General features: G+C 46.1%; 20 protein-coding genes. All 20 read right to left on the reverse strand.

Features of this window, described 5'->3' with window-relative positions; translation table 11 throughout:
• Positions 1-119: 119 nt before the first annotated feature.
• A complete protein-coding gene (locus BQ7344_RS07505; protein ID WP_072522088.1) occupies positions 120-947 on the reverse strand; it encodes an energy-coupling factor transporter transmembrane component T family protein in 828 nt (275 codons plus the stop codon).
• Positions 937-2,661 (reverse strand): ABC transporter ATP-binding protein, encoded by a 1,725-nt coding sequence (locus tag BQ7344_RS07510; RefSeq protein ID WP_072522089.1) that lies wholly within the window; start codon positions 2,659-2,661, stop codon positions 937-939. Before BQ7344_RS07510 ends, BQ7344_RS07505 begins: the two co-directional genes overlap by 11 nt.
• 111 nt (positions 2,662-2,772) lie before the next feature.
• Positions 2,773-3,324: an ECF-type riboflavin transporter substrate-binding protein gene (locus BQ7344_RS07515; protein ID WP_015541895.1), complete on the reverse strand. Its 552-nt coding sequence runs from the start codon at positions 3,322-3,324 to the stop codon at positions 2,773-2,775.
• Between the two features lie 80 nt (positions 3,325-3,404).
• A complete protein-coding gene (locus tag BQ7344_RS07520; RefSeq protein ID WP_072522090.1) occupies positions 3,405-4,073 on the reverse strand; it encodes a ribonuclease H1 domain-containing protein in 669 nt (222 codons plus the stop codon).
• A 75-nt stretch (positions 4,074-4,148) separates the two neighbouring features.
• The gene (locus BQ7344_RS07525) at positions 4,149-4,523 is read right to left on the reverse strand and encodes a RidA family protein (protein WP_072522091.1); all 375 of its coding nucleotides are present in this window, start codon (positions 4,521-4,523) and stop codon (positions 4,149-4,151) included.
• Positions 4,524-4,632: 109 nt separating this feature from the next.
• On the reverse strand, positions 4,633-5,847 hold the full coding sequence (locus BQ7344_RS07530) for a nitrogenase component 1 (RefSeq protein WP_072522092.1): 1,215 nt from the start codon (positions 5,845-5,847) through the stop codon (positions 4,633-4,635).
• Positions 5,844-7,247: a nitrogenase component 1 gene (locus tag BQ7344_RS07535; protein ID WP_072522093.1), complete on the reverse strand. Its 1,404-nt coding sequence runs from the start codon at positions 7,245-7,247 to the stop codon at positions 5,844-5,846. The genes BQ7344_RS07530 and BQ7344_RS07535 overlap by 4 nt, the downstream gene beginning before the upstream one ends.
• The gene (locus BQ7344_RS07540; protein ID WP_072522094.1) at positions 7,241-8,008 is read right to left on the reverse strand and encodes a nitrogenase iron protein NifH; all 768 of its coding nucleotides are present in this window, start codon (positions 8,006-8,008) and stop codon (positions 7,241-7,243) included. Before BQ7344_RS07540 ends, BQ7344_RS07535 begins: the two co-directional genes overlap by 7 nt.
• On the reverse strand, positions 8,001-8,273 hold the full coding sequence (locus BQ7344_RS07545; protein ID WP_015541887.1) for a TM1266 family iron-only hydrogenase system putative regulator: 273 nt from the start codon (positions 8,271-8,273) through the stop codon (positions 8,001-8,003). The genes BQ7344_RS07540 and BQ7344_RS07545 overlap by 8 nt, the downstream gene beginning before the upstream one ends.
• Positions 8,274-8,869: 596 nt before the next feature.
• Positions 8,870-9,886 carry a hydrogenase expression/formation protein HypE gene (gene hypE / locus BQ7344_RS07550; RefSeq protein WP_072523386.1) on the reverse strand — a complete coding sequence of 339 codons (1,017 nt, stop codon included), beginning with the start codon at positions 9,884-9,886 and terminating at the stop codon, positions 8,870-8,872.
• A 97-nt stretch (positions 9,887-9,983) separates the two neighbouring features.
• Complete coding sequence (gene hypD / locus BQ7344_RS07555) at positions 9,984-11,036, reverse strand: hydrogenase formation protein HypD (protein WP_072522095.1); 1,053 nt, start codon at positions 11,034-11,036, stop codon at positions 9,984-9,986.
• Positions 11,036-11,245, reverse strand: coding sequence for a HypC/HybG/HupF family hydrogenase formation chaperone (locus tag BQ7344_RS07560; protein ID WP_072522096.1), 210 nt, complete (start codon positions 11,243-11,245; stop codon positions 11,036-11,038). The genes hypD and BQ7344_RS07560 overlap by 1 nt, the downstream gene beginning before the upstream one ends.
• A gap of 1 nt (position 11,246) precedes the next feature.
• Complete coding sequence (gene hypF / locus BQ7344_RS07565) at positions 11,247-13,697, reverse strand: carbamoyltransferase HypF (RefSeq protein ID WP_072522097.1); 2,451 nt, start codon at positions 13,695-13,697, stop codon at positions 11,247-11,249.
• A gap of 79 nt (positions 13,698-13,776) precedes the next feature.
• On the reverse strand, positions 13,777-14,820 hold the full coding sequence (locus BQ7344_RS07570) for a nitrogenase component 1 (protein WP_072522098.1): 1,044 nt from the start codon (positions 14,818-14,820) through the stop codon (positions 13,777-13,779).
• Positions 14,817-16,100, reverse strand: a complete 1,284-nt coding sequence (locus BQ7344_RS07575; protein WP_072522099.1) for a nitrogenase component 1 — start codon at positions 16,098-16,100, stop codon at positions 14,817-14,819. Before BQ7344_RS07575 ends, BQ7344_RS07570 begins: the two co-directional genes overlap by 4 nt.
• A complete protein-coding gene (locus BQ7344_RS07580; protein WP_072522100.1) occupies positions 16,097-16,858 on the reverse strand; it encodes a nucleotide-binding protein in 762 nt (253 codons plus the stop codon). The genes BQ7344_RS07575 and BQ7344_RS07580 overlap by 4 nt, the downstream gene beginning before the upstream one ends.
• A 498-nt stretch (positions 16,859-17,356) precedes the next feature.
• Positions 17,357-18,916: a cardiolipin synthase gene (gene cls, locus BQ7344_RS07585; RefSeq protein WP_072522101.1), complete on the reverse strand. Its 1,560-nt coding sequence runs from the start codon at positions 18,914-18,916 to the stop codon at positions 17,357-17,359.
• Between the two features lie 125 nt (positions 18,917-19,041).
• Positions 19,042-19,443 carry an ATP synthase F1 subunit epsilon gene (gene atpC, locus BQ7344_RS07590; protein ID WP_015541878.1) on the reverse strand — a complete coding sequence of 134 codons (402 nt, stop codon included), beginning with the start codon at positions 19,441-19,443 and terminating at the stop codon, positions 19,042-19,044.
• 12 nt (positions 19,444-19,455) lie between these two features.
• Positions 19,456-20,850 carry a F0F1 ATP synthase subunit beta gene (gene atpD / locus BQ7344_RS07595; RefSeq protein WP_072522102.1) on the reverse strand — a complete coding sequence of 465 codons (1,395 nt, stop codon included), beginning with the start codon at positions 20,848-20,850 and terminating at the stop codon, positions 19,456-19,458.
• 22 nt (positions 20,851-20,872) lie between these two features.
• Positions 20,873-21,730 carry an ATP synthase F1 subunit gamma gene (gene atpG / locus BQ7344_RS07600; protein WP_072522103.1) on the reverse strand — a complete coding sequence of 286 codons (858 nt, stop codon included), beginning with the start codon at positions 21,728-21,730 and terminating at the stop codon, positions 20,873-20,875.
• Positions 21,731-21,737: the final 7 nt, after the last annotated feature.

Consider the following 21,737-nt stretch of genomic DNA (forward strand, 5'->3'; position numbering starts at 1 on the left):
GCATACTTATACACCCTCGGAGGCTTAAAAAGCCCAGGGTGTGCAGAGGGGAACGGCGAGTTCCTCTTTGCGGTCTTCTTTACATGTCAATGTAAATTGACGGGTTCCAGGGCAGTCCCCTAGAAAGGATTGTAGAATCGTCCAAACTTAATGGTTACTATAAGGCTCACCACCACCAGCACCACACCGATCCCAAGTGCCACAAAATCCCGTACAGCAAATGGTCTTCTGGTGTACCATGTACGTTTCTTATTCTTTCCGAATCCACGAAGCTCCATGGCATTGGAAATAGTATCGATCCGGTTCAGGCTTGTCAGGATCAGCGGAAGCAGGATATTGACCGAGTTTTTCAATCGTGAGAAGAAATGCTCATTCTTTCCGAGCTCCACGCCTCTCGCCTGCTGCGCCTGACTGATACTGTGATAATCTCTCTGGATATCCGGAATATAGCGAAGTGCGATTGCCACAGAATATCCTACTTTATAGGAGATTCCGATACTGTTCAGGCTCGCCGCAAATTCACTTGGATTCGTCGCCGAGATAAACAAGATTGCTACCGGCAGCGCCACAAAATATTTCAGTGAAATATTCAGCATATAAAACAGCTGTTCCGCCGTCACATCGTATCTCCAGAAAAGATGACAGAGCACATGTCTCGTTCCATACAGATTCGTTCCCTGATTCGGATCAAATAAGAAAATGAACAAATTATTCAGGAGCAGAAAAACAAGCATAAAGATCATCATAAAACGGACTTCCCGGTATTTGATCTTGCTGAGTTTAAATGCAACAAGACTTACTGCGAACAGTCCTAGCAGCACCCATGTGTTGTATGTGATCATACTTGCGAACGTGAACAACAGGAAAAAGGCCAGCTTTGTGGTTCCCGTCATCTTATGTACAACGCTGTCGCGATCCAGATAATTCAAAACAGTCTTAGCGGCCATTGCTGCGCACCTCCCTGTCTTCTCCGATAAATCTTTCTACAAATGCTTCCGGCGGTGTGATCTCACACTGCTTTGCCAGCGTAAACAGACTGGTTTCTTTCAACGCTGCTCTCTCGATCAGTTCCGGATCACACAGAACTTCCGAAGCTCTGCGATCCGCAATCAGCTGTCCATCTGAGAATACCAGTGCACGCGGTGTGTACTCCAGCATCAGGTGCATATCATGCGTAATCATCACAACCGTCACGCCACGTTCATTCAGCTTACGCAAAAACTCCATGATTTCTGTATAATGTTTGAAATCCTGTCCTGCCGTCGGTTCATCCAGAATGATCAGTTCCGGATCCTGCACCAGCACACTTGCGATCGTCACACGCTTTTTCTGTCCAAAACTAAGCGCCGATACCGGCCAGTTACGAAACGGATAAAGTCCACAGATTTTCAGTGTATCTTCTACCTTCTGACGAACCTCCGACTCAGGCATCCCAGCCTTTTGAAGACTCAGCGCCACCTCATCGAAAATCATTGTTTTTGAAATCATCTGATTCGGATTCTGCATGACATATCCGATATATTTTGCACGGTGACGGATATTTTCTTTCAAAAGATCTTTACCGCGGAAGGTAATTTCCCCGGAATCCGGATCTTCAAATCCACAGATCAGCTTGGAAAATGTCGATTTGCCGGCACCGTTTCGCCCCACAATACTGACCATTTCGCCCTTGTCGATCGACAGACTGACGTTTCGAAGCGTCTGCTGCCCCTTCGTATATCCGAAGTTTAAATGCTTCACTTCCAGAAGCTTTTCACGCTCTCCGGTATCTTTCGGAAGTGGCTGTGCCTCAAACCATTCCTTAAGTTTCTTACGATCCGTCCCATCCAGTACAACAGAATCTACATGTGCCGGTTTCTTTTCCTTCGTAATTTCAATCCCTGCGTAACGCATTGCTGTCACATAAAGCGGCTCACGGATACCATTGTCACTGAGCAGGCTCGTAGAAAGAAGCTCGTCCGGTGTCAGATCCGCAAGAATCGTTCCGTCATTGACCAGCACGATACGGTCCACGTTTCGCCAGAGTACATCCTCAAGGCGATGTTCAATGATCAGAACCGTCGTGCCTGTTTTTTTCTGAATTTCATCAATCAGCTCGATTGCCTGCTTGCCGGCTGCCGGATCAAGGTTTGCCAGTGGCTCATCAAACAGAAGAATTTTGACCTGATCAACCATAACACCCGCAAGGCTGACCCTCTGCTTCTGTCCGCCGGACAGCTCGTGCGGTGCATAATCCAGATGGTTTTCAATTCCGACAAGCTCTGCGGCATGACGGGTGATCGCATGCATTTCATCCTGAGGTGTGCAACTGTTTTCCAGGGCAAAAGCAATGTCTTCACCTACTGTCAGTCCGATAAACTGTCCGTCCGGATCCTGCAAAACCGTTCCCACGTGGGCAGACAGGTCAAAAATACTGCTGTGCGGTGCATCCACACCATCCACGGTCAGCGTACCTTTACATTCTCCCGGATTGGAAAAAGGATTCAGACCATTAATGCATCCTGCAAGCGTACTCTTGCCACTGCCGGACGGTCCTGCGATCAGCACCTTTTCACCCGGATAAATATCCAGATTGATTCCCGTCAGTGTGGGCTTCTTCTGCGCCCGGTACTGGAATGAAAAATCTTTGAATGAAATAACAGGGGATTTTTTTTCAGTCATTTAAACACCTCAAAATTATATTATTACAATAAAATAATCCAAAAATAACAGCATAGAAAAAGCCTTTTCACAAGCCATAAAAGCTACATGAGAAGGCTTTGTCATCATATCTTATTCCTGATCAAGGGAACCTTTCTTTGCAATGGTCTTTGTGTATGCCAGAATCAGAAGTCCGCCTACAATCACACCTGTAACTGTGTTGGAAACTGCGGCAAATACACCCTGAGCAAATACCTTGTTTGCAGGCTCTGCATAAATAAGGATGTCAAGTACCGGAGCTACAACTACCCAGCCGATCACATGTGCGATCACGTTGGAAACTACGAATACAGCAACTTTGCCTTTACCGAATTCGCCTTCCTGAACGTTCAGTTTCTTGGCAAACAGGCCGATAACCACACCAACGAATGCGGAAGTGATTACCCAGCTCCACCACGGGCTTCCGCCCCATGACAGGTCGATCAGTGCATGACCGATGAAGCCGATCAGACCACCTGCTACCGGGCCGTACATTGCAGCCAGAAGTGCAAGTACTGCATACTGAAGGCTGATGTTTGTGTTCGGTACCGGGCTTGGTATTGCAACAAAACGTCCCAGTACAAAGAACAGTGCTGCGCCGATTCCGACGGCAACAACGGTTTTGATACTGCTGTTGTTTTTCATGATTTTATCCTCCTCAAAAAGTACATGTTCTCCGGTCATACCGGAGACAGTGATAGTATAAGTCTTTTAAGCGGATTTTGTCAATGGATTCCAAGTGCTTCTTTTGCAAGTTCATCAACCATATCGTTGTATTTGTCGTTGGAATGACCTTTGACCTTCCGAAATTCGATGTGTACCTTTTCTTTTGCCTTCTGATAAAAATCACGATATGCGATTGTCCCCGGTTTGTTGGCTTTCCAGTCCCCGTTACACCAGCTCGCGATTCCCTGATAATCATGATATATAATAATAGAAGGAATTCTGTGATCCAGTGCATACTGCATCGCGGCTTCGCTTCCTTTGATCTCACCTGCTACATTTCGCATCTGTGCAAGCTCCGGGTCTGTCATCTTCTGAGAAAATTTTTCCTCTTTTCCGTCGATCAGAACAACCATTCCGTAAGAAAATTCTTTCGTGCCAACATGGTAGCTTCCGTCAACGTAGATCTCAACCGCGTCTGAATTTGTTTTTTCCATTTGGACACTTCCGGTCGTCACCGTTTTTTCCACACCAGCTTCATTTTCTCCGGCACCTTGTTCACATTTATCGCAGCCGCTGATTCCCAGATACTCCTTCGCCTCTGCTTCCGTTCCGAAGCTCTTGTATATTGCTCCGGGATACCCCATCACCTGCTTCTTACATTCATCCCAGGTAAGGAACATCCCGGTCTTTCTGCCCTGTCTAACTGCATAAAATTTCTTTTTTGCCATGCTGCCTCCGATACAAAAGAAGACCACTCCGTCTCTGAAATGGTCCTCTCTTCGTTACATTATTTAATATGAAAATTATTCAGCAACTGCGATTGCTTCTACTTCACACAGAACGTTCTTCGGAAGCTGTTTAACAGCAACGCAGGAACGAGCAGGTTTGCTTGTGAAGTATTTTTCATAAACTGCGTTGAATGCTGCGAAATCAGCCATATCAGCAAGGAAACATGTTGTCTTTACAACGTTGTCAAATGTAAGGCCAGCTTCTTCGAGGATAGCGCCTACATTCTTGCAGGACTGCTCGGCCTGAGTTTCAATCTTGTCGCCTGCAACTTCGCCTGTTGCCGGATCAACCGGGATCTGTCCTGATGCAAATACAAAGTTTCCTACCATTTTAGCCTGAGAATATGGTCCGATTGCTGCCGGAGCCTTTTTAGTTTCAAGAGTTTTCATGATTAATCCTCCATTTTTCATTTTTCTCATCTTAGCACCGAACGAAAAATGCGTCAATGCCAATCACGTTTTTCATGGTTTTTTCGTGATTTCACAGTTACTGTTCACACTATATTTCTGACAGATATTTTCCTTCTTTTATATCGCGCAAAAAAATTCTTCCCGAGAAAGCAATATGCGGAAGTTCATAAAAACTGCTGCTCTTCGGACAGATTGGTCTGTACAGTGGATCCGCAATGATAATCCTTGCATCTTTTAAAAGTTCCTGTACTTCTTCCTCCCCTTTTGCGACGCGGTCATTCAGAGCGAGAAGTCCTGCATTTGTCTCCAGCGGACATATCACACGGACAGCTTTATGGTATTTCTTTTCGATTGCAGCTGCCAGTGATCCCATCGTTACTGCCTCTCCGATCAGCGTGATTTCCTGTGGTTCGGACAGACGATTCTGAAGATATGGAATCTCCGGTTTGTCCTGACCGTCTGGTGCGGATTCTTCCTCAGATGATTTTTTCTTTTTATCTGTATTTTTCGTCACCTGTTCCAGCACCATTACAAGATCTTCTGTAAAATCACCAACCGGTGTGCCGATAACATATGGTGTACCGAATTTTTCTTTTAATATTTTTGCAGTCTCCAGTCCCACAGATGATACGACAAGATTGACTTCTGCTTCTGCCGCATGACTTAAGTTTTCCAGCGAATCTCCCATTGCCCAGGTCGATATTACCTGCCATCCGTGCTTTGCGAGATTTTGTTTCATGCAGTCTGCGTTTTGCTGCGGGCCGAAGTCAAGAGGTGTAACTCCGAGAAGGTTGAGTGTATGAGGAATTGTAGTTATCGATGTTACATCAGCATCCGCATTTTTTGTTTCCTTCAATGGCTGTACAAAACGTTCTGCGATTTTCGCAAAAGCAAGTCCCGCACCGTACGTATAATCATGCATCCCGTTTGTCGGGATTGCAAATGCCGGGATTCCTGTCTCTGTCTCAATTACCTGTGCCAGTGCAGGAAAATCCGTGCCATTCATAAACGGAATCGGCGAGCCTGCCAACGCAATAAATTTCGGATGCAGTTCTTTTGCCGTCTCCTCAATGTCACGGATAAATTTTGCATCGTTCCCCATCACAGCATCGATCTCAGTCAGTCCGGAAATGTAGATCAGGCTGTCCTGTTCGTACCAGCGGATCTCATCGTGGGTATTGTAAGTAGAATTACATCCGGACGGATCGTGCATGACTACCATGCCGCCAAGCTCGTAGAGTGCGGAACACACTCCGGAAACATCCGCTGTATAAACCGGTATGATTCGATATGACTGTCTCATATGCAGCTTTCACACCCCCATCCTTTACGTACGACCAGGTCCTCCGTATCTTTTTCTTCAAGAAACGCTTCTGTCATCATTTCCGCTGTCCTGCGGATTCCGTCAAATCCCCAGAGACCGCCGCCCTGCACCATATTGACAAAATTTCTGCTCCCCGTAAACCACGCTGCTTTCTGTCCAATGGCAAGGATTTTTCCCTCATTTTCTCTCGGGAGAACACGCATCTTCGGATGAATCGTAGCGCGTAATTCGAGATTCGGACAGTTCACCTTCAGCCAGTCAAAAGCTTCTTTTTCCTCCGCACTGATACTGTCAAGATAGATCGTAGTCACGTTAAAATCATGTGTAAGAAGAAGTTTTGCCAGTCCGAGCGGTCTCGGATGATAAAGATAATCCAGAGCGACCGGGGTGTCGCCGATGATGGATTTTGCGTGTTTAAGGGCATCTTCGCAAAGAACAATCTCCTGTTGGAAAAATACTTCAAGATCTTCAAAACTCATACTGTTTTCTGTATTCCGCAGGATCGCTCCTTTGTCATTTTTTTCTACATTACTGACTGAATTTTTCACTGCCTCTGCAAATGTCCGAATCTCTTCTTTAATTTCTTCATAATCAAAACTTCCCGGCAGATACAGATGTGTACGCTGTAATCGTTCTGCCAGCATCTCTGCGCCGTACTTTGCCGGAGGATAGCAAGAAATCAACATTTTTCCACTGCCAAGTTCCTGATACTCTTCCCAGTTTGTACAGGCCGTAAGTTCTTTTAATGTATATCCGCCGGATCTCAGCAGACGTTTGATATCGCAGGTTTCATCCAGTGCAAAATCATCTCCGACAAGGGTGACGACTTTTTCATCCGATGACCTTTTTTCCAGCGGATCATATAATGCTTTTCGCAGTTTCTGATCCGGTGTCAGCCCATGTTTCTGCATGATCGGGTCCATAAAACAACGTACAAATATAATCTCCGGAAAACGGTTTTCCAGTTCTTCGTATACCCTGTCCAGATCACATCCGAGAAAATGATGGAGACAGACTGTAAAAAGTAATACCACTTTCGGTTTTTTTTCTGTTTTATTTAAAACATCAGTCACGCCCTCAATCGTGACATCTTCGAGGTTTCCGTTCAGAAGATTTTCTTCTTCTACAATTACAAAAGAAAAACGGTCTGCTGCGTTCATTTCCGCCGCTGTAAGCACAACTCCGCGCATACAGTTGTCTGCACAGACATAGATCTGTATGGCCTCGGGCATCAGCATCCCGGTGTGTACGATATTCCAGTTACCATGTACCGGAGAATTAAATTCCAGACCAGGCGGAAACGGCACAGGAAATTCAGCCTCACCAATCGTCGTGACTGCACCTTCCGGATTTATTTCTCCGCCAACTCGTTTCAACATAGCCCGTCCTCCCTGCAGATTTTCAGAATATTTTCTGTCAGTGTACGGTACTCCTCTGCCATCTCACTGTCCGGATAGCATTCCATCAGGGTTTTTCCCTGCTCTTCCGCATCCGTGACCAGTTCGCTTCTGTTAAGTTTTCCGACAACAGTTGTCTCAAAATCATCTGCCAGTTCCTGCACTTTTTCTTCTTCCCGTTTGACATTCCGCCGGTTCAGAATAATGCCGCCAAGAGATGCATAGCCGCGATTTTTGAAATTCTGCACCGCCATGGCGATGTTTGCTCCGGCATGAATCGCCATATTTTCTCCGGAAGTGATGATAAAGACTTTGTCTGCATAGCCTTTTCGCATCGGCATGGAAAAACCGCCACAGACAACATCACCAAGAACATCATAGAGGACAATATCCGGTTTATAGATCTCGTAAGCGCCTGTTTCTTTCAGTTTTTCGAGAGCTGTGATGATACCTCGTCCTGCACAGCCAAGTCCCGGTGTCGGGCCGCCTGCTTCCACGCAGATCACTCCCTGATACCCGGTTGTGGTCATGTCTTCTAATTTCAAGTCCTGTTTTTTTTCATTGTACAGATCAAGTACAGTGTGCATTTCTCTGCCATGACGCAGCTGAATCGTAGAATCTGCCTTTGGATCGCACCCGATCTGCATTACGGCGAGACCTTTTTCGGCAAGGGCTGCTGCCACGTTGGAAACAGTGGTAGATTTGCCGATTCCGCCTTTTCCGTATACTGCAATTTTAATCATGTTTTTCCTCCGTATGTGTGATCACATTGGAATATGCGGTCTTGGTGGATACGCCTTTCAGACGTCCGATTTTTCCGGAAAGAGCACTGATGATATCCTGTGAGGCATCAATGGCGATGCTGATGATGCTGATTCCTTTTTCGCGGTACGGGATGCCCATGCGGCCAATGATGTGGTCGCGGGCATCGTAAAGAAGCTGGTTGAGGGTTTCGATGGAATCACTGTTCTCTACGATAATGGAGATTACTGCAACTCGTGTATCCATATGTTATCTCTCCTTAAAATTTATATCTTGTATGTCTTCACGCCCGGACAGGACAGTCTTCCTGACACACTGCAATTTCTGTTCGTCCCGTGCGCCTGTTTGCTGTCATTCGCACAAACTCGGCTGCGCCTCAGACAGTGTGCTCGGTGACAGCAGCTGGCACGGTCCTCTTGACGAAATTTCCGTTTGCCGTCAGTCAAACTGTCCTGTCCGGGCGTTTCGAAGTCTGTTTAAATTTGATAGAATATAACAATTCAGCAGGTATTTTGCCTCACAACTATGAGAGTACTGAACAGTCACGAGAGAATACTTGAACTGACAGTTCTGCTTCTGTTGATAGATTTTTATCTGCCGCAAACATATATTTCACGATATAGCGCCCTGAACAGAAAAACAGGATTCTCCTGACGGTAAACGGAGATTTCGTCGTGAATTACGTGTTAGCTGCTGTCACCGAACGCACTGTTTGAGGCACAGCCGAGTTCGCGTGAATGGCAGCAAATAAGCGCACGTAATGAACAGAAATCGCAGTGTGTCAGGGAGCCTGTTTTCTGTCTCAGGGCAGATATTCTATAAATATATCTTTTTCCCCTAACTCAACAAATTCTCGGTAACAGTTCTCCTCCCGGCTGTGGGAGCAGTGCCTGAGTTCCAATTTCAGTAGTCATGACTACTTTGCCCGGCAAATCGGCAGTGACTTCACCGATAATAGCAGCATCTTTGGAGTACGGACACTGGCGGAGTGCTTCGACGATTTTTTCTGCTTCAGCTTTTGGTGCCATGATCACCATACGGCCTTCGCAGGCAAGATAAAGCGGTTCCAGTCCGAGCATTCCACAGACACCTTTTACCTCCGGTGCTACAGGTACAGCCGCTGCATCCAGTCGGATTCCGACATTGCTCTGTCCTGCAATCTCATAAAGAACCGTGCCGACCCCGCCACGTGTCGCATCACGAATCACATGCAGATCATGTGTCGTATTCATTACCGCTTCAACTGTCTTCCAGAGTGGTGCACAGTCACTTGTTACATCCGCTTCGATACCGAAATCCTCTCTTGCAAGAAGAATCGTGCATCCATGTCTTCCCACATCGCCGGTTACGATAATCGCGTCTCCCGGCTGTGCAAGCGTTCCGCCTACTTTCACACCATCTTCAATCTGCCCCATTCCGGTCGTTGTAATAAATACACCGTCCACCTGTCCTTTACCTGCAACCTTTGTGTCGCCGGATACGATATGTACACCAGCCTCTGAGGCTGTTTTTTCCATGGCAGCTGCAATTTCTTCCAGTTTTTCCATTGGAAAGCCCTCTTCAATAACAAATGCGCAGGTCAGATACAATGGTTTTGCCCCCATACATGCGAGGTCATTTACTGTTCCGCAGACAGAAAGTTTGCCGATGTTTCCACCCGGAAAAAATGCCGGTGAAACAATAAATCCATCTGTAGAAACAGCCATTTTCCCAGCCGGAGGTATCAAAACCGCCGCATCATCTGCAGTCAGATCCGGATTCGCAAAATGCGCTGCAAAAATCTTGTCGATCAGTTCGGAGGTCTGACGGCCACCGGCTCCATGTGCCATCGTTACTGTTTTATCTTTTAAACTGCTCATAGGATTATCCTCTTTTCTTGTAATATTGTCATATCTGCAGAGTGCTTCATTACTTCGTAATTCCCGCAATCTTACAAACATTCGGAATCCGCTGATATTATTTATTATCACCATATGCGTAATACGCTGCGCATGCACCTTCATTTGAAACCATGCATGCACCTACCGGATGCTGCGGGGCACAGACCTTGCCGAATACTTTGCAGTCCGAAGGTTTACATTTTCCCTGCAGGACATCTCCACACCGACAGGCCGGATTTGCCTTGCCCTGAATCGGTGGAATATCATATTTCTTTCTCGCGTCAAATGCACTCCACTCTTTTTTCAGACGAACACCGGATTCTGGAATCACTCCCAGTCCTCGCCATTCGCTGTCACAGGCTTCAGTCATTTCGTCGGTAAGCTGCTGTGCCTCCCGACTTCCTTCTGCTTTTACCACTCTCGGATAACAGTTTACAAAAAACGGTTTTCCCTCCTGAAATTTCACCAGTGCAACCGCCAGCGCAGTAAGAAGTTCCTTAGCTGTAAATCCGGCAACTACACCGCTGACACCTTCTTCTGTCAGTTTCTCACAGAGCTTCGTCCCTGTGATTGCATTCACATGTCCCGGATAAAGGAAGATATCCGCACTTCCTTTTAATGCTTCATATGCCTGTGGCATGGTCTTGTTTGCCATCAATAGTGAATAGTTCATAAGACCGTCTTTCTTCGCCTTTTTTACAGAAAGACACTCTGCCGGAGTGGTTGTTTCAAAGCCCACCGAAAGAAAAACCACCTGCTCCCCCGGATGTTCTGACGCATATTTTTCTGCGTCTGCCGGAGAATATACGATACGGATTTTTGCTCCTTTTTCCCTTGCTCCCGCAAGGCTCATCTTCGTTCCCGGTACACGCACCAGATCGCCAAACGTACAGATCGTTACGCCTTTTTCCAGTGCAAGCCAGATTGCTTCATCAATAAATCCGACCGGTGTTACACAGACGGGACATCCCGGTCCGGAGATCAGTTCGACCTGCGGTGGCAGAAGTTTACGGATTCCAAGTCGGAAAATTTCGTGTGTATGTGTCCCGCACACTTCCATGATCCGTACTTTCGGGCCATCATAATTTTCTATGATCTCCCGCGCTGTTTTCTTTTTTTCTTCTTCCATTACAGCATATCCTCCATAAGCTGATCAGTCTCGTCATCATCTTCTTCTGTGATTTTTGCGATTGCCACGCCGGCATGAACCATTACATAATCACCCGGTTCCAGATCTTCGAGAAGCTGTGCAGAAACTTCTCTTTTTGCTCCGCCTGCATCTATTACTGCTGTTCCGTCACTTATTTTTACAACTTTTGCTGATAATCCAACACACATGTTAAAGCCTCCCTTTGTTTTTCTCCAAATATTCCATCGCATACACCGCCTGTCCGAGTGCGATTCCGCCGTCATTTGGCGGCACAAGCTGATGTTTCAGCACCGCAAATCCCTGATCTTTAAGTCCATGATCTGTCAGCTCCAGAAGCAGCCGGTTCTGAAAAACACCGCCGCTCAATGCCACTTTATTGCATCCACTCTGCTGCCTGATCTGTACGCATGCATCAATGATCTGATAAGCAAGTTCCCGATGAAAAAAATATGCCAGTCTGTCCGGATTTTCATCATTCAGACAGCGAGTCATGAGTTCTTTTATTAAGGATTCTGTATTGAGCAGCAGCCGGTCACTTTCCACAATTCGTCGCTCATCGTTAAGAATCGTTCTGTCCCCAGTCTGTTTTCGATACATTTCATCTGCTATATCCGGCTGATTTTTATTTTCAACGAGAACACCTGTATTCTTTTTATGATAACTATATTTTTCAGTTTCCAAAATTTGCTGCGTACTCTTTTCAAGTAATGTTTTCTGGTACTCTTCCGCTGCAAATTCCAGTGCCATCGAAGCTTCTCCTTCGAATGTGGATTTCCTGCAGAGTCCAAGTATCGCACTCACTCCGTCAAATAACCGCCCGGCACTTGTTGACATCACAGCATTGATCTTACGGTCTGCCATGGTAAACTGTACGTTTGCTTCCTGCTTCGTACAAAGCGCTAACTTTTCTATTATTTCGGCAGCCTTTTCTCTGTCGCCGGTCATTCCGTAAATCAATGAAACCGCAATTCGCCATCCTTCCTTCGAGGATGCATCTCCTCCAATCTGCAAAAACGGCACCACACTTCCGACTCGCTTAAATTTATGCAGATCTGCCAGAAGAACCTCGCCGCCCCAGACAGTTCCGTCTGTTCCATAGCCTGTTCCGTCAAAAGATATCCCTATCACCTGCTCCGCACAGTCATTTTCCGCCATACATGAAAGAATGTGCGCATAATGGTGCTGCACTTTTACGACCGGAAGTCCAAGTTCTTCCGCCACCATCACGGAATTGTACTTCGGATGCATGTCACAGCAGACGATTTTCGGCTGTACTTCCAGAAGCGTTTCAAGTCTTCCAATCGTCTCCCGAAGTGCTTTGACTGTACGCAGATCTTCCAGATCTCCCACATATGGCGATGGATAAAAGCGGTTATCCACACCTATGCAGAAAGAATTCTTAAGCTCTCCACCGATGGCAAGCACCTGTCCCCGATATGGTGTGGAAACCATGAACGGAAGTGGTGCATATCCTCTGGAACGACGGATCATATATGGTTTATCCTCATAAAAATCCATCACGGAATCGTCCGCCCGGATGCGAATTTTTCGGTCATGAGATAACATGCAGTCACAGAAACCGGACAGTTCAGATTCTGCTTCCTGATCATCTCTGCAAATTGGTGCACCGGAAGTATTGCCACTTGTCATCACCAGAAATTCCGGCATTTCGATTCCGTCATCATATGTAAAAATCAGCAGCTGCACCGGTGCATACGGAAGCATCACACCCACTTTCGGGTTCCCCGGAGCCACCGACGGACAGAGAATTTCGGATGTTTTCTTTTTATCCAGAAGAAGGATTGGTTTTTGGTGTCCGTCCAGAATTTTCGCCTGCTCTTCTGATACTTCACATTCTTTTTTTACTGATTCCAGATTTTTTGCCATCACTGCAAAAGGCTTCATCGGACGACGTTTAAGCTCCCGCAGGTGACTGACTGCCACTTCATTTGAAGCATCGCAGCAGAGGTGAAAACCGCCGATTCCTTTGGTTGCCACAATGCCGCCTTCTGCAATTGTTTTTCTCGCAAAAGTGATTGCATCTCTGCCACGTTCTTTGCGTCCGATCAGGTAAACTTCCGGCCCACATTCATTGCAGCATACCGGCTGTGCATCATACCTTCTCGTTGCCGGATCATGGTACTCCGCCGCACATTCCGGACACATCGGAAACTCTTTCATACTGGTACGTTCCCTGTCATATGGCAATGAATCCAGAATGGTAAGGCGCGGCCCGCAGCAGGTACAGTTGATAAAAGGATGCAGATATCTGCGATTCTTTTTATCAAACATTTCTTCTTTACATTCGTCACAGATTGCAATATCCGGTGAAACAAAAATCTCTCCTTTTGTTTTCTCACTTTCGATAATATCAAACTGCGTATACTGCTCCGGCGCTTCTATATTTTCTACATTTATTTTCAAAATTGCAGCCCGTTTCGGCGGCCGGTTCTGTATATCTGAAATAAATTCTTCTACAGCTTCTTCGGGCCCCTGCGCATAGATTTCGACATAAGGCCCTTTGTTACAGACATTTCCACGGATTCCCCTCGCAGTCGCATGGCGGCTGACTGTCGGCCGGAATCCCACCCCCTGCACGATTCCATAGACACGGATCTGTCTGGTGATTTCCTGGTTCATATGCTCACTCCCACCCTCTGTTTTTAGTCCTTCCATTCAAATCATGATTCTGGTTTTCCAGACTACATCAGGCTTTCTTTTATTTCTCAATTAATTTCCCGGACACCGCAAAATGCCTTGTATTCACAAATGTTCCTTCAAATCCCGGTGTCATCCGTTCCATGCATCTATCTGCAAAAATAATATCAAACTCACCGTTTTGCACCAGTTCTATGTAGTCATCTTCATCACGAAGAATCACATCTCCATCTGTCTGAAATTCTTTTTTCATCATAAACCAGCACGCTGTCTGAACCGTTCCTGCGCTTCGTTTCAGCAGTTCTTTTCGGATAGAATCGGCAATCACCTGCTGGTGTACGACAAGTATTCTTTTACCCGTATAATCCATCTCCGGAATCAAATCTTCCACCAGCGGATAATAAATTTCATATGGTGTTCCGAATGTTTTTTCCAGATATTTTGCTGTCGCAAGTGCTGCCGGAGAAACTACAATATTTCGGCTCACGGAAGATGATTTTTTTACTTCTTGCAATCCATCTCCCATACAGTAACAGACTGCTTTCTGTCCGTATTTTTGTTGAAACAAATCCCTTATTTTATCTGTCGCATCAAGGTCGCTGACATCCTGCGGAGTCATTCCGAGAATGCCGATTCTTTGCTCATCTATCGGATATTTTTCCACTGCAAATGTCTTAAAAAGTTCCAGAAAGGCTTTTTCTTCACCCTTATCGTAAAGCTCCATTCCATCCGTATCCACAGTCAGAATCGGAAGATTTATTTTCTTTTCACTCATGCGTTTCAGAGCCAGATAATCCGTTGCAATCACTGCCGGAACCGGTGTCCCGATCACCGCCGCAAACGTCGCATCTACCTTCCGTGCCGCATCCGCAAGCTTCGCTACCAGCCGGTCATCTCTCCCCAAAATCGCATCCATATCTCGAAGTCCCGCACTGAAAATCGCACTTTTCTGCTCAAACCACCGTGGTTCATCAAAACCACAGACATTCCCGGTACAGCCTCCCGCGTCGCAGATCACCACAATGCCTCCCAATTCAAAAAGCACTGATACTGCACCTGACTGATCCGGTGCAAACGGTGTCAGATATTTCCGAAGTCCTCTCATTCTGCCACCTCCTTAAGTGCCCCAAACAGTCTTCTCACCCCGGCAAATCCAAACGGCTGCTCATCCTGATTCCACATCAGTCCCGGGCAATCCTGATGGTAATAAAGGGCATCTTTTCCTATGGTGATGTTTACGCCGCTCTCCTTTGGTTCATAATAGATCATGGTAGGTTCCATATTTGAAAATACTTTTGTTGTCGGACTTAAAAGAGCAAGCTGTTTCATATAAACAAAGTTTTCTACCGTGATCGTTCCATAGATCTCCGGTACTTTAAATCCATATTTCAAAAGGGCAAGTGCCAGTTCAAACGGATCACCGTTCATGCATTCACCAACTGCGAAAGAAGCATCCGGACAGACTTTTCGGAAGTTTTCTACCGCCTGTTCTGCCGCCTTTCGATACGCAGTTGTATCAAAAGTAACTCCCAGCACCGAACCAAATGCCTGATACTGATTCTCTATTTTATCTGTCTGATACAGGCGTCGAAGCTCAATAAACGGAATCTTCAAACGCTCATGAAAGTCCTCTGCCGCTGCTCTTGCTTCCTGGTGAAGTACCAGATTGAAGTTCGCTTCGGACATAGTTTTGTATTCATCAAAATCCCTGCATCTGGAGATTTCATGGATTGTTTTTATACCCGCACTGTGCAGAATATCATACAGCTCACAGTCATCTATAAGCGGCGAAAAAAATCCCAGAAGATTAACGACATTTCCCATTTTCTTTGCCGGTTCGAGAAGAGAATATAATGACTGCCGTACATGCACCATCGGCGGTTTTCGCCCTTCACGAGTCAGTGCATACATATAACACGGACGTACCGGAAGCCCTGCACGCTCCTCTGCTTTGCGGCAGACACGCTCCATATCCGTACCGAGAAGCGCATCCACACAGGTAATACAGATCATCACGACTGATGGTTTTTTCTCAAGACTTTCGCAGATTTCTTCGACCGCTTTCGGGATTTTTTTGAGATGGCGTCCGGTCACAATGTCAGTCTCATCCATCATCAGATAGAAAAATCGATTGTCATATTCACGCATGGAGCTGATCAGGGATGTATTTCGCCCACAGCAGCCAGGCGCCACGATCAGCATGATCGAATCCGGTATGGCAAGTCCTGCGCGTTTTACACCAAATCCCTCCGCGCCCGGCGAGTTAAACGCAAGCGTTGCCGGTGAACTGTAGATCAGATGCATATTGGACTTAAACTGATCCGGAATATTCTCTTTTCCAAGCTCATTTAATTCTTTTACTGTACAATAATATGCTCTGCTCATTCTTCTTCCTCTGCTTTCAGAAGCATTTCTGCCAGATCAAAAAATCTCCGGCTGATTTCAGAATTTTTGTCTCCCTCGATCACGGTCTTACCCTGATCCTCCCAGCGGATGATCTCGTCACTTCTCGGTATCTCACCTACGATCGGGATGTTGCTTTTCTGTGCAAATGCCTGTACTTTTTCTGTTTCATTTTCTACGTTTCGATGATTCAGAACAATACCGAAAACCCGCGCATAGCTCCGGTCTTCGAAGTTCCGTACTGCACTTGAAATGTTGTTCGCCGCATATAATGCCATCTTTTCTCCTGAGGTCACGATGAGAACTTTTTCTGCATATCCTTCACGGATCGGAGCTGCAAACCCGCCGCAGACAACATCACCGAGAACATCATAGAGCACGACATCCGACTGATATGTTTCAAACAATCTCAGGTCTTCCAGCAACTGAAAAGTTGCAATGATTCCTCTTCCGGCACACCCAAGTCCCGGTGTCGGTCCACCGGTTTCGATACAGAGTACCCCACCGAATCCTTCTTTCGAAATATCCTCCAGAGTCTCCGGTTCTTCGTCCTCCTCACGCATATAATTCATGACAGGACGAAGCGGTTCTCCGCCAAGCAGATTGATCGTTGAATCTGCCTTTGGATCACATCCGATCTGGATGACTTTCTTTCCCATGGATGCAAAAGCCGCTGCCAGATTGGAAGTCACGGTTGATTTTCCGATACCTCCCTTTCCATAAATCGCTACTTTCAGCATTTGTAAATACCCTCCTCATAAAAAACAGCTCTTACAGATTCCACCCGAAAAATCTTCTCCTGCATTCTTTGGTATACAAAAGGACTCCTCCACCGTCAGGGTAGAGAAGTCCTGTAAATGTCACTGTATGATTCACTCGCAGTAACCTGTAAATTTCACATCAACAACTATTCCCGCTCGGATGATTCCTTGCCGTCAGAGTCTGTTCTGTTTTCTTTCTTTTCTTTCTTATTTTACGTTTTTAACTGACTTTATTGTACTTTACAGAAGCGTAGTGAGTCAATGCTAACAGATATATATCCTGCTGTTTTACTATAATAAGTGTTACTGTTCACTCCGTTCACAGCAACTTGGTCAAAATCCATTCCAAATCACCTTCGGTGATGGGATTTTGACCCGTATGTCTCGGGATTTTGCCATATTCATGGCAAAACACCTCGCGGGATATTACCTGTGAACAGTAACTCATAAGTTTTCTATTTTCATACAAACCTGCAATTATAACAGTCCGGCAAACAACCTCATCAACAGCTGCCCCAGACGAAGATATGCGCTGCGCCCGGTGCGGTATTTTTCGGTAACATCACGGCACTCTCTCATCGTCTCCTGCAGGTCATCTCTGATATTCAGAACCACATCACAGTCTGCCATAAAACATCCGTTTTCAAAATGATGATACAGACTTCGATAATCCAGATTGATGGTTCCACAGGTTGCCATACAGTCATCTGCAACGCTCATTTTGGCATGACAGAAGCCAGGTGTCCATTCATAAATACGTACACCATCCTTTACCAGTTCATGATAAAAAGATCTGGTGACACTGTAGATCATTTTTTTGTCCGGAATTCCCGGAGTAATGATTCTGACATCCACGCCACGTTTGGCAGCAAGTGTCAGCGCGTGCGCCATTTCATCAGTAATGATCAGATATGGGGTCATAAACCAACAATATTTTTCCGCCTTATTCACCATGCTGATGTAAATTTCCTCTCCCACCTGCTCATTATCCAGCGGACTGTCTGCATATGGCTGAATAAATCCGGTCTGCTGTGCTTCATACGGATAATCTGTCAGAAACCTTGAAAACTCTGTATCATTTTCATCCCTGTCACTGATCGCATTCCACATCTCAAGGAAAGTCACCGTCAGAGAACGCACTGCGTCTCCTTCCAGACGGATACCGGTATCTTTCCACTGACCGTACGGATGTGTCAGGTTAAAGTACTCATTTGCAAGATTATATCCTCCGGTAAATCCGATTTTACCATCAATAACTGTAATCTTACGGTGGTCACGGTTGTTCAGAAACATATTCAGACCCGGCATGAATGGATTGAAAACACGGCATCGGATTCCGACCGCTTCCAGCTTCTTAATAAAATCTGTATTAATAAAGCCAATCGAGCCCATATCATCATAAAATACCCGAACTTCCACCCCGGCTCTTACCCGTTCTTCCAGCACATTCTGGATTCGATGCCAGGCTTCGGCATCTTCGATTGCATGGTATTCCATAAAAATAAAATGCTCTGCTTTAGCCAGTTCTTCAAGCTGTGCCTCCAGTCCCTTCAAAGCCTCGTCATAATAAGTTACATCTGTATTCTGATACACAGGGTAAAGGGCATTTCTCTGTATATATGAAGAAATATTTCCCGCTTTTGGGATTGTATGCTGTAATTTTTCCTGAATCTTATGATTCTCCGGAAGCAACGGTAAAAGCCGTTCATCAATATCTTTATAACGTTTCCGCATCTTACTCGTGCCGCCGTTCAGACCAACCATCAGATACAATGTAAGTCCCATGATCGGAAATACCATGATCAGGAAAATCCACGGCATCTTGATCGTCGAAGTAACCGGAGATGCATACATATTTAAAATGACAATCAATCCCAATATCCTCGTACACAGGTTGATTGCCTCTGCGTAACGATTCAGTCCGGTAAACAACAGTAAAACAAATATCACTTCCAGCAAAATGCACACAACCGAAAAAACAAGTCTTGTTACACCGTTTTTCGTTTTCGCCCTGCCCTCAAGCGTCGTATCCTTCATAAACTCCACTCCCTTTTCTCTGGCAATTCTTTTTATGATTGTGATACACATCATAGCACTTTACAAGCGAATCGTAAACATAGAAAACTTCAGGGAGAGCTGCGCCCTCCCTGAAAAAATTCATTTTATTCTTTTACACTCAGACGCACCAGTGCTCTCTGCAGTTTTGCAGATGCCATCTTATATTCCTGGTCGGTGAGACCGCCTTTGGCTATCATTTCTTCAGCGCGTTTTTTTGCTGCCTGCGCACGCTCTGCGTCGATATCTTCTTTCCATTCCCATGTGGTAGCAAGAAGGCGGCAGGTTCCGTTCATCACGGAGAGCATTCCACCGATGCAGGCCGCTGTTCGTCTGGTTCCGTCCTCCATGACCACGCTGGCTTCGCCCATACCAAGGGCAGTGCAGAAATTACAGTGTCTTGCAAGAATGGCAAGATCACCGCCTACACTTCTGCAGACCACGCGCTCCACATCTCCTTCAAAAAGAAGACCGTCCGGTGTTCCGATCCGTAAAGGGAAGGTACTCATAAGACACCTCCTTTACTGCTTCTTAGCTTTTTCAAATACTTCATCAATGGTGCCAGCAAACAGGAAACAGCTCTCCGGAATGTCGTCACATTCTCCGTCAAGGATCATCTTGAATCCTCTTAAAGTTTCTTTCAGCGGAACATATTTACCAGGCATACCGGTAAACTGCTCTGCTACAGAAAAGCTCTGAGACAAATATCTCTGTACCTTACGTGCACGGCTTACCGTACGTTTATCATCTTCAGAAAGCTCATCCATACCCATGATAGCGATGATATCCTGAAGTTCTTTGTAACGCTGAAGCACTCTCTGTACAGATCTTGCGATCTCATAATGCTCGGTTCCGACAATTTCCGGTGAAAGAATACGGCTTGTGGAATCCAGAGGATCTACTGCCGGGTAAATACCCTGACTGGAGATCTCACGGGAAAGTACAGTTGTCGCATCAAGATGTGAGAATGTCGTTGCCGGAGCAGGGTCTGTCAGGTCATCGGCAGGTACATAGACAGCCTGTACAGATGTGATGGAGCCTTTACGTGTAGAAGTGATTCGCTCCTGTAAATTGCCCATCTCTGTTGCCAGTGTCGGCTGATATCCTACTGCGGACGGCATACGTCCGAGAAGTGCAGACACCTCAGAACCAGCCTGTGTAAAACGGAAAATATTATCAATAAAAAGAAGCACATCCTGATTCTTCTCATCACGGAAATACTCCGCCATGGTAAGTCCTGAAAGTCCGACACGCATACGTGCTCCCGGCGGTTCATTCATCTGACCGTAAACCAGAGCTGTTTTGTCAATAACTCCGCTTTCTTTCATTTCATTATAAAGGTCATTACCCTCACGGGTACGCTCTCCAACACCGGTAAATACAGACAGACCACCGTGAGCAGTTGCTACGTTGTGGATTAATTCCATGATCAGGACTGTCTTACCTACACCGGCACCACCGAACAGACCGATTTTACCACCCTTTGCATAAGGGCAGATCAGGTCAACAACTTTGATGCCAGTCTCGAGGATCTCCGTTGCCGGCATCTGCTCTTCATAAGAAGGCGCCGGACGATGAATAGACCAGCGTTCCTTTGCTTCCGGAGCCGGCTGATTGTCTACAGGCTCTCCGAGAAGGTTAAATACTCGTCCCAGGCAGGCATCTCCTACCGGAACTGTGATCGGGCCGCCGGTATCCACTGCCTTCGTGCCCCGGACAAGACCGTCGGTAGAGTTCATGGCAATACATCTTACGACATCGTCGCCAATCTGCTGCGCTACCTCGGCTGTCAGCTTTGCGCCGTTTGATTCTATTTCTATGGCATTGAGAAGAGCCGGGAGTTCATCGTGCGCAAAGCGGATATCCAGAACCGGACCGATGACCTGTACTACTTCGCCAATGTGTTTTTCACTCATGTTTTAAGTCTCCTATGATATTTTAAAGCCCTTCCGCACCTGCAACAATCTCCGTGATCTCCTGCGTGATGCTGGCCTGTCGCGCCCTGTTGTAATACAGATTGAGCTTATCAATCATCTCTTCTGCATTGCTGGTCGCAGCGTCCATAGCCATACGTCTGGCTGCAAGTTCACTGGCTGTACTTTCGCAAACACCGCCATAAACCAGACCTGCCAGATATTCCGGAACGATGGCATCAAACACAACTTCTGCATTCGGCTCGTAGAGTATCAGGTTTTTTGTATCTACTTTGCCGCCGCTTTCTTCCCTGATATCAGTCATCGGAAGTATGGAAAACACCTCAGGCTGCTGGGAAAGCATTGATGTGAAAACTGTGTAACACAGTTCAATATGCCCAAACGTTCCTTTTCGGAATTCTTCACAAAGCAGATTCGCAATCTCAAAACAGTCTGCGACAGAAACACCTGCAATCTCTGCAAAACGGTCTGTCAGGCATTCAATGCCCCTCTGCCTGAAATACTCAACTGCCTTTTTGCCAACCGGCAGAACCATATAATCCTTACCTTCCGCTGCTGATTCCAGACATTTAAAAAGGTTTGCATTATATCCGCCTGCCAGACCTCTGTCACCGACAATCACCACATAACAGCAACGGGGATTGGATGACTCTCTGGCATATACGGAGGAAAAATCAATATTTTCTCTTGCAATGTCTTTTAGTGTCTCATGCAGCTCTGTAAAGTATGGACGGCAGGTTTCTGCACGTTCCTTTGCCTTACGCAGTTTGGAGGATGCTACAAGTTCCATGGCCTTGGTAATCTGCATCGTACTCTGTACGCTTTTGATACGCAGCTTTACCGCTTTCATATTTCCAGCCATATGATCA

Source organism: Blautia sp. Marseille-P3087, from assembly GCF_900120195.1.
In the GTDB taxonomy this organism is placed as follows: Bacteria; Bacillota; Clostridia; order Lachnospirales; family Lachnospiraceae; genus Blautia_A.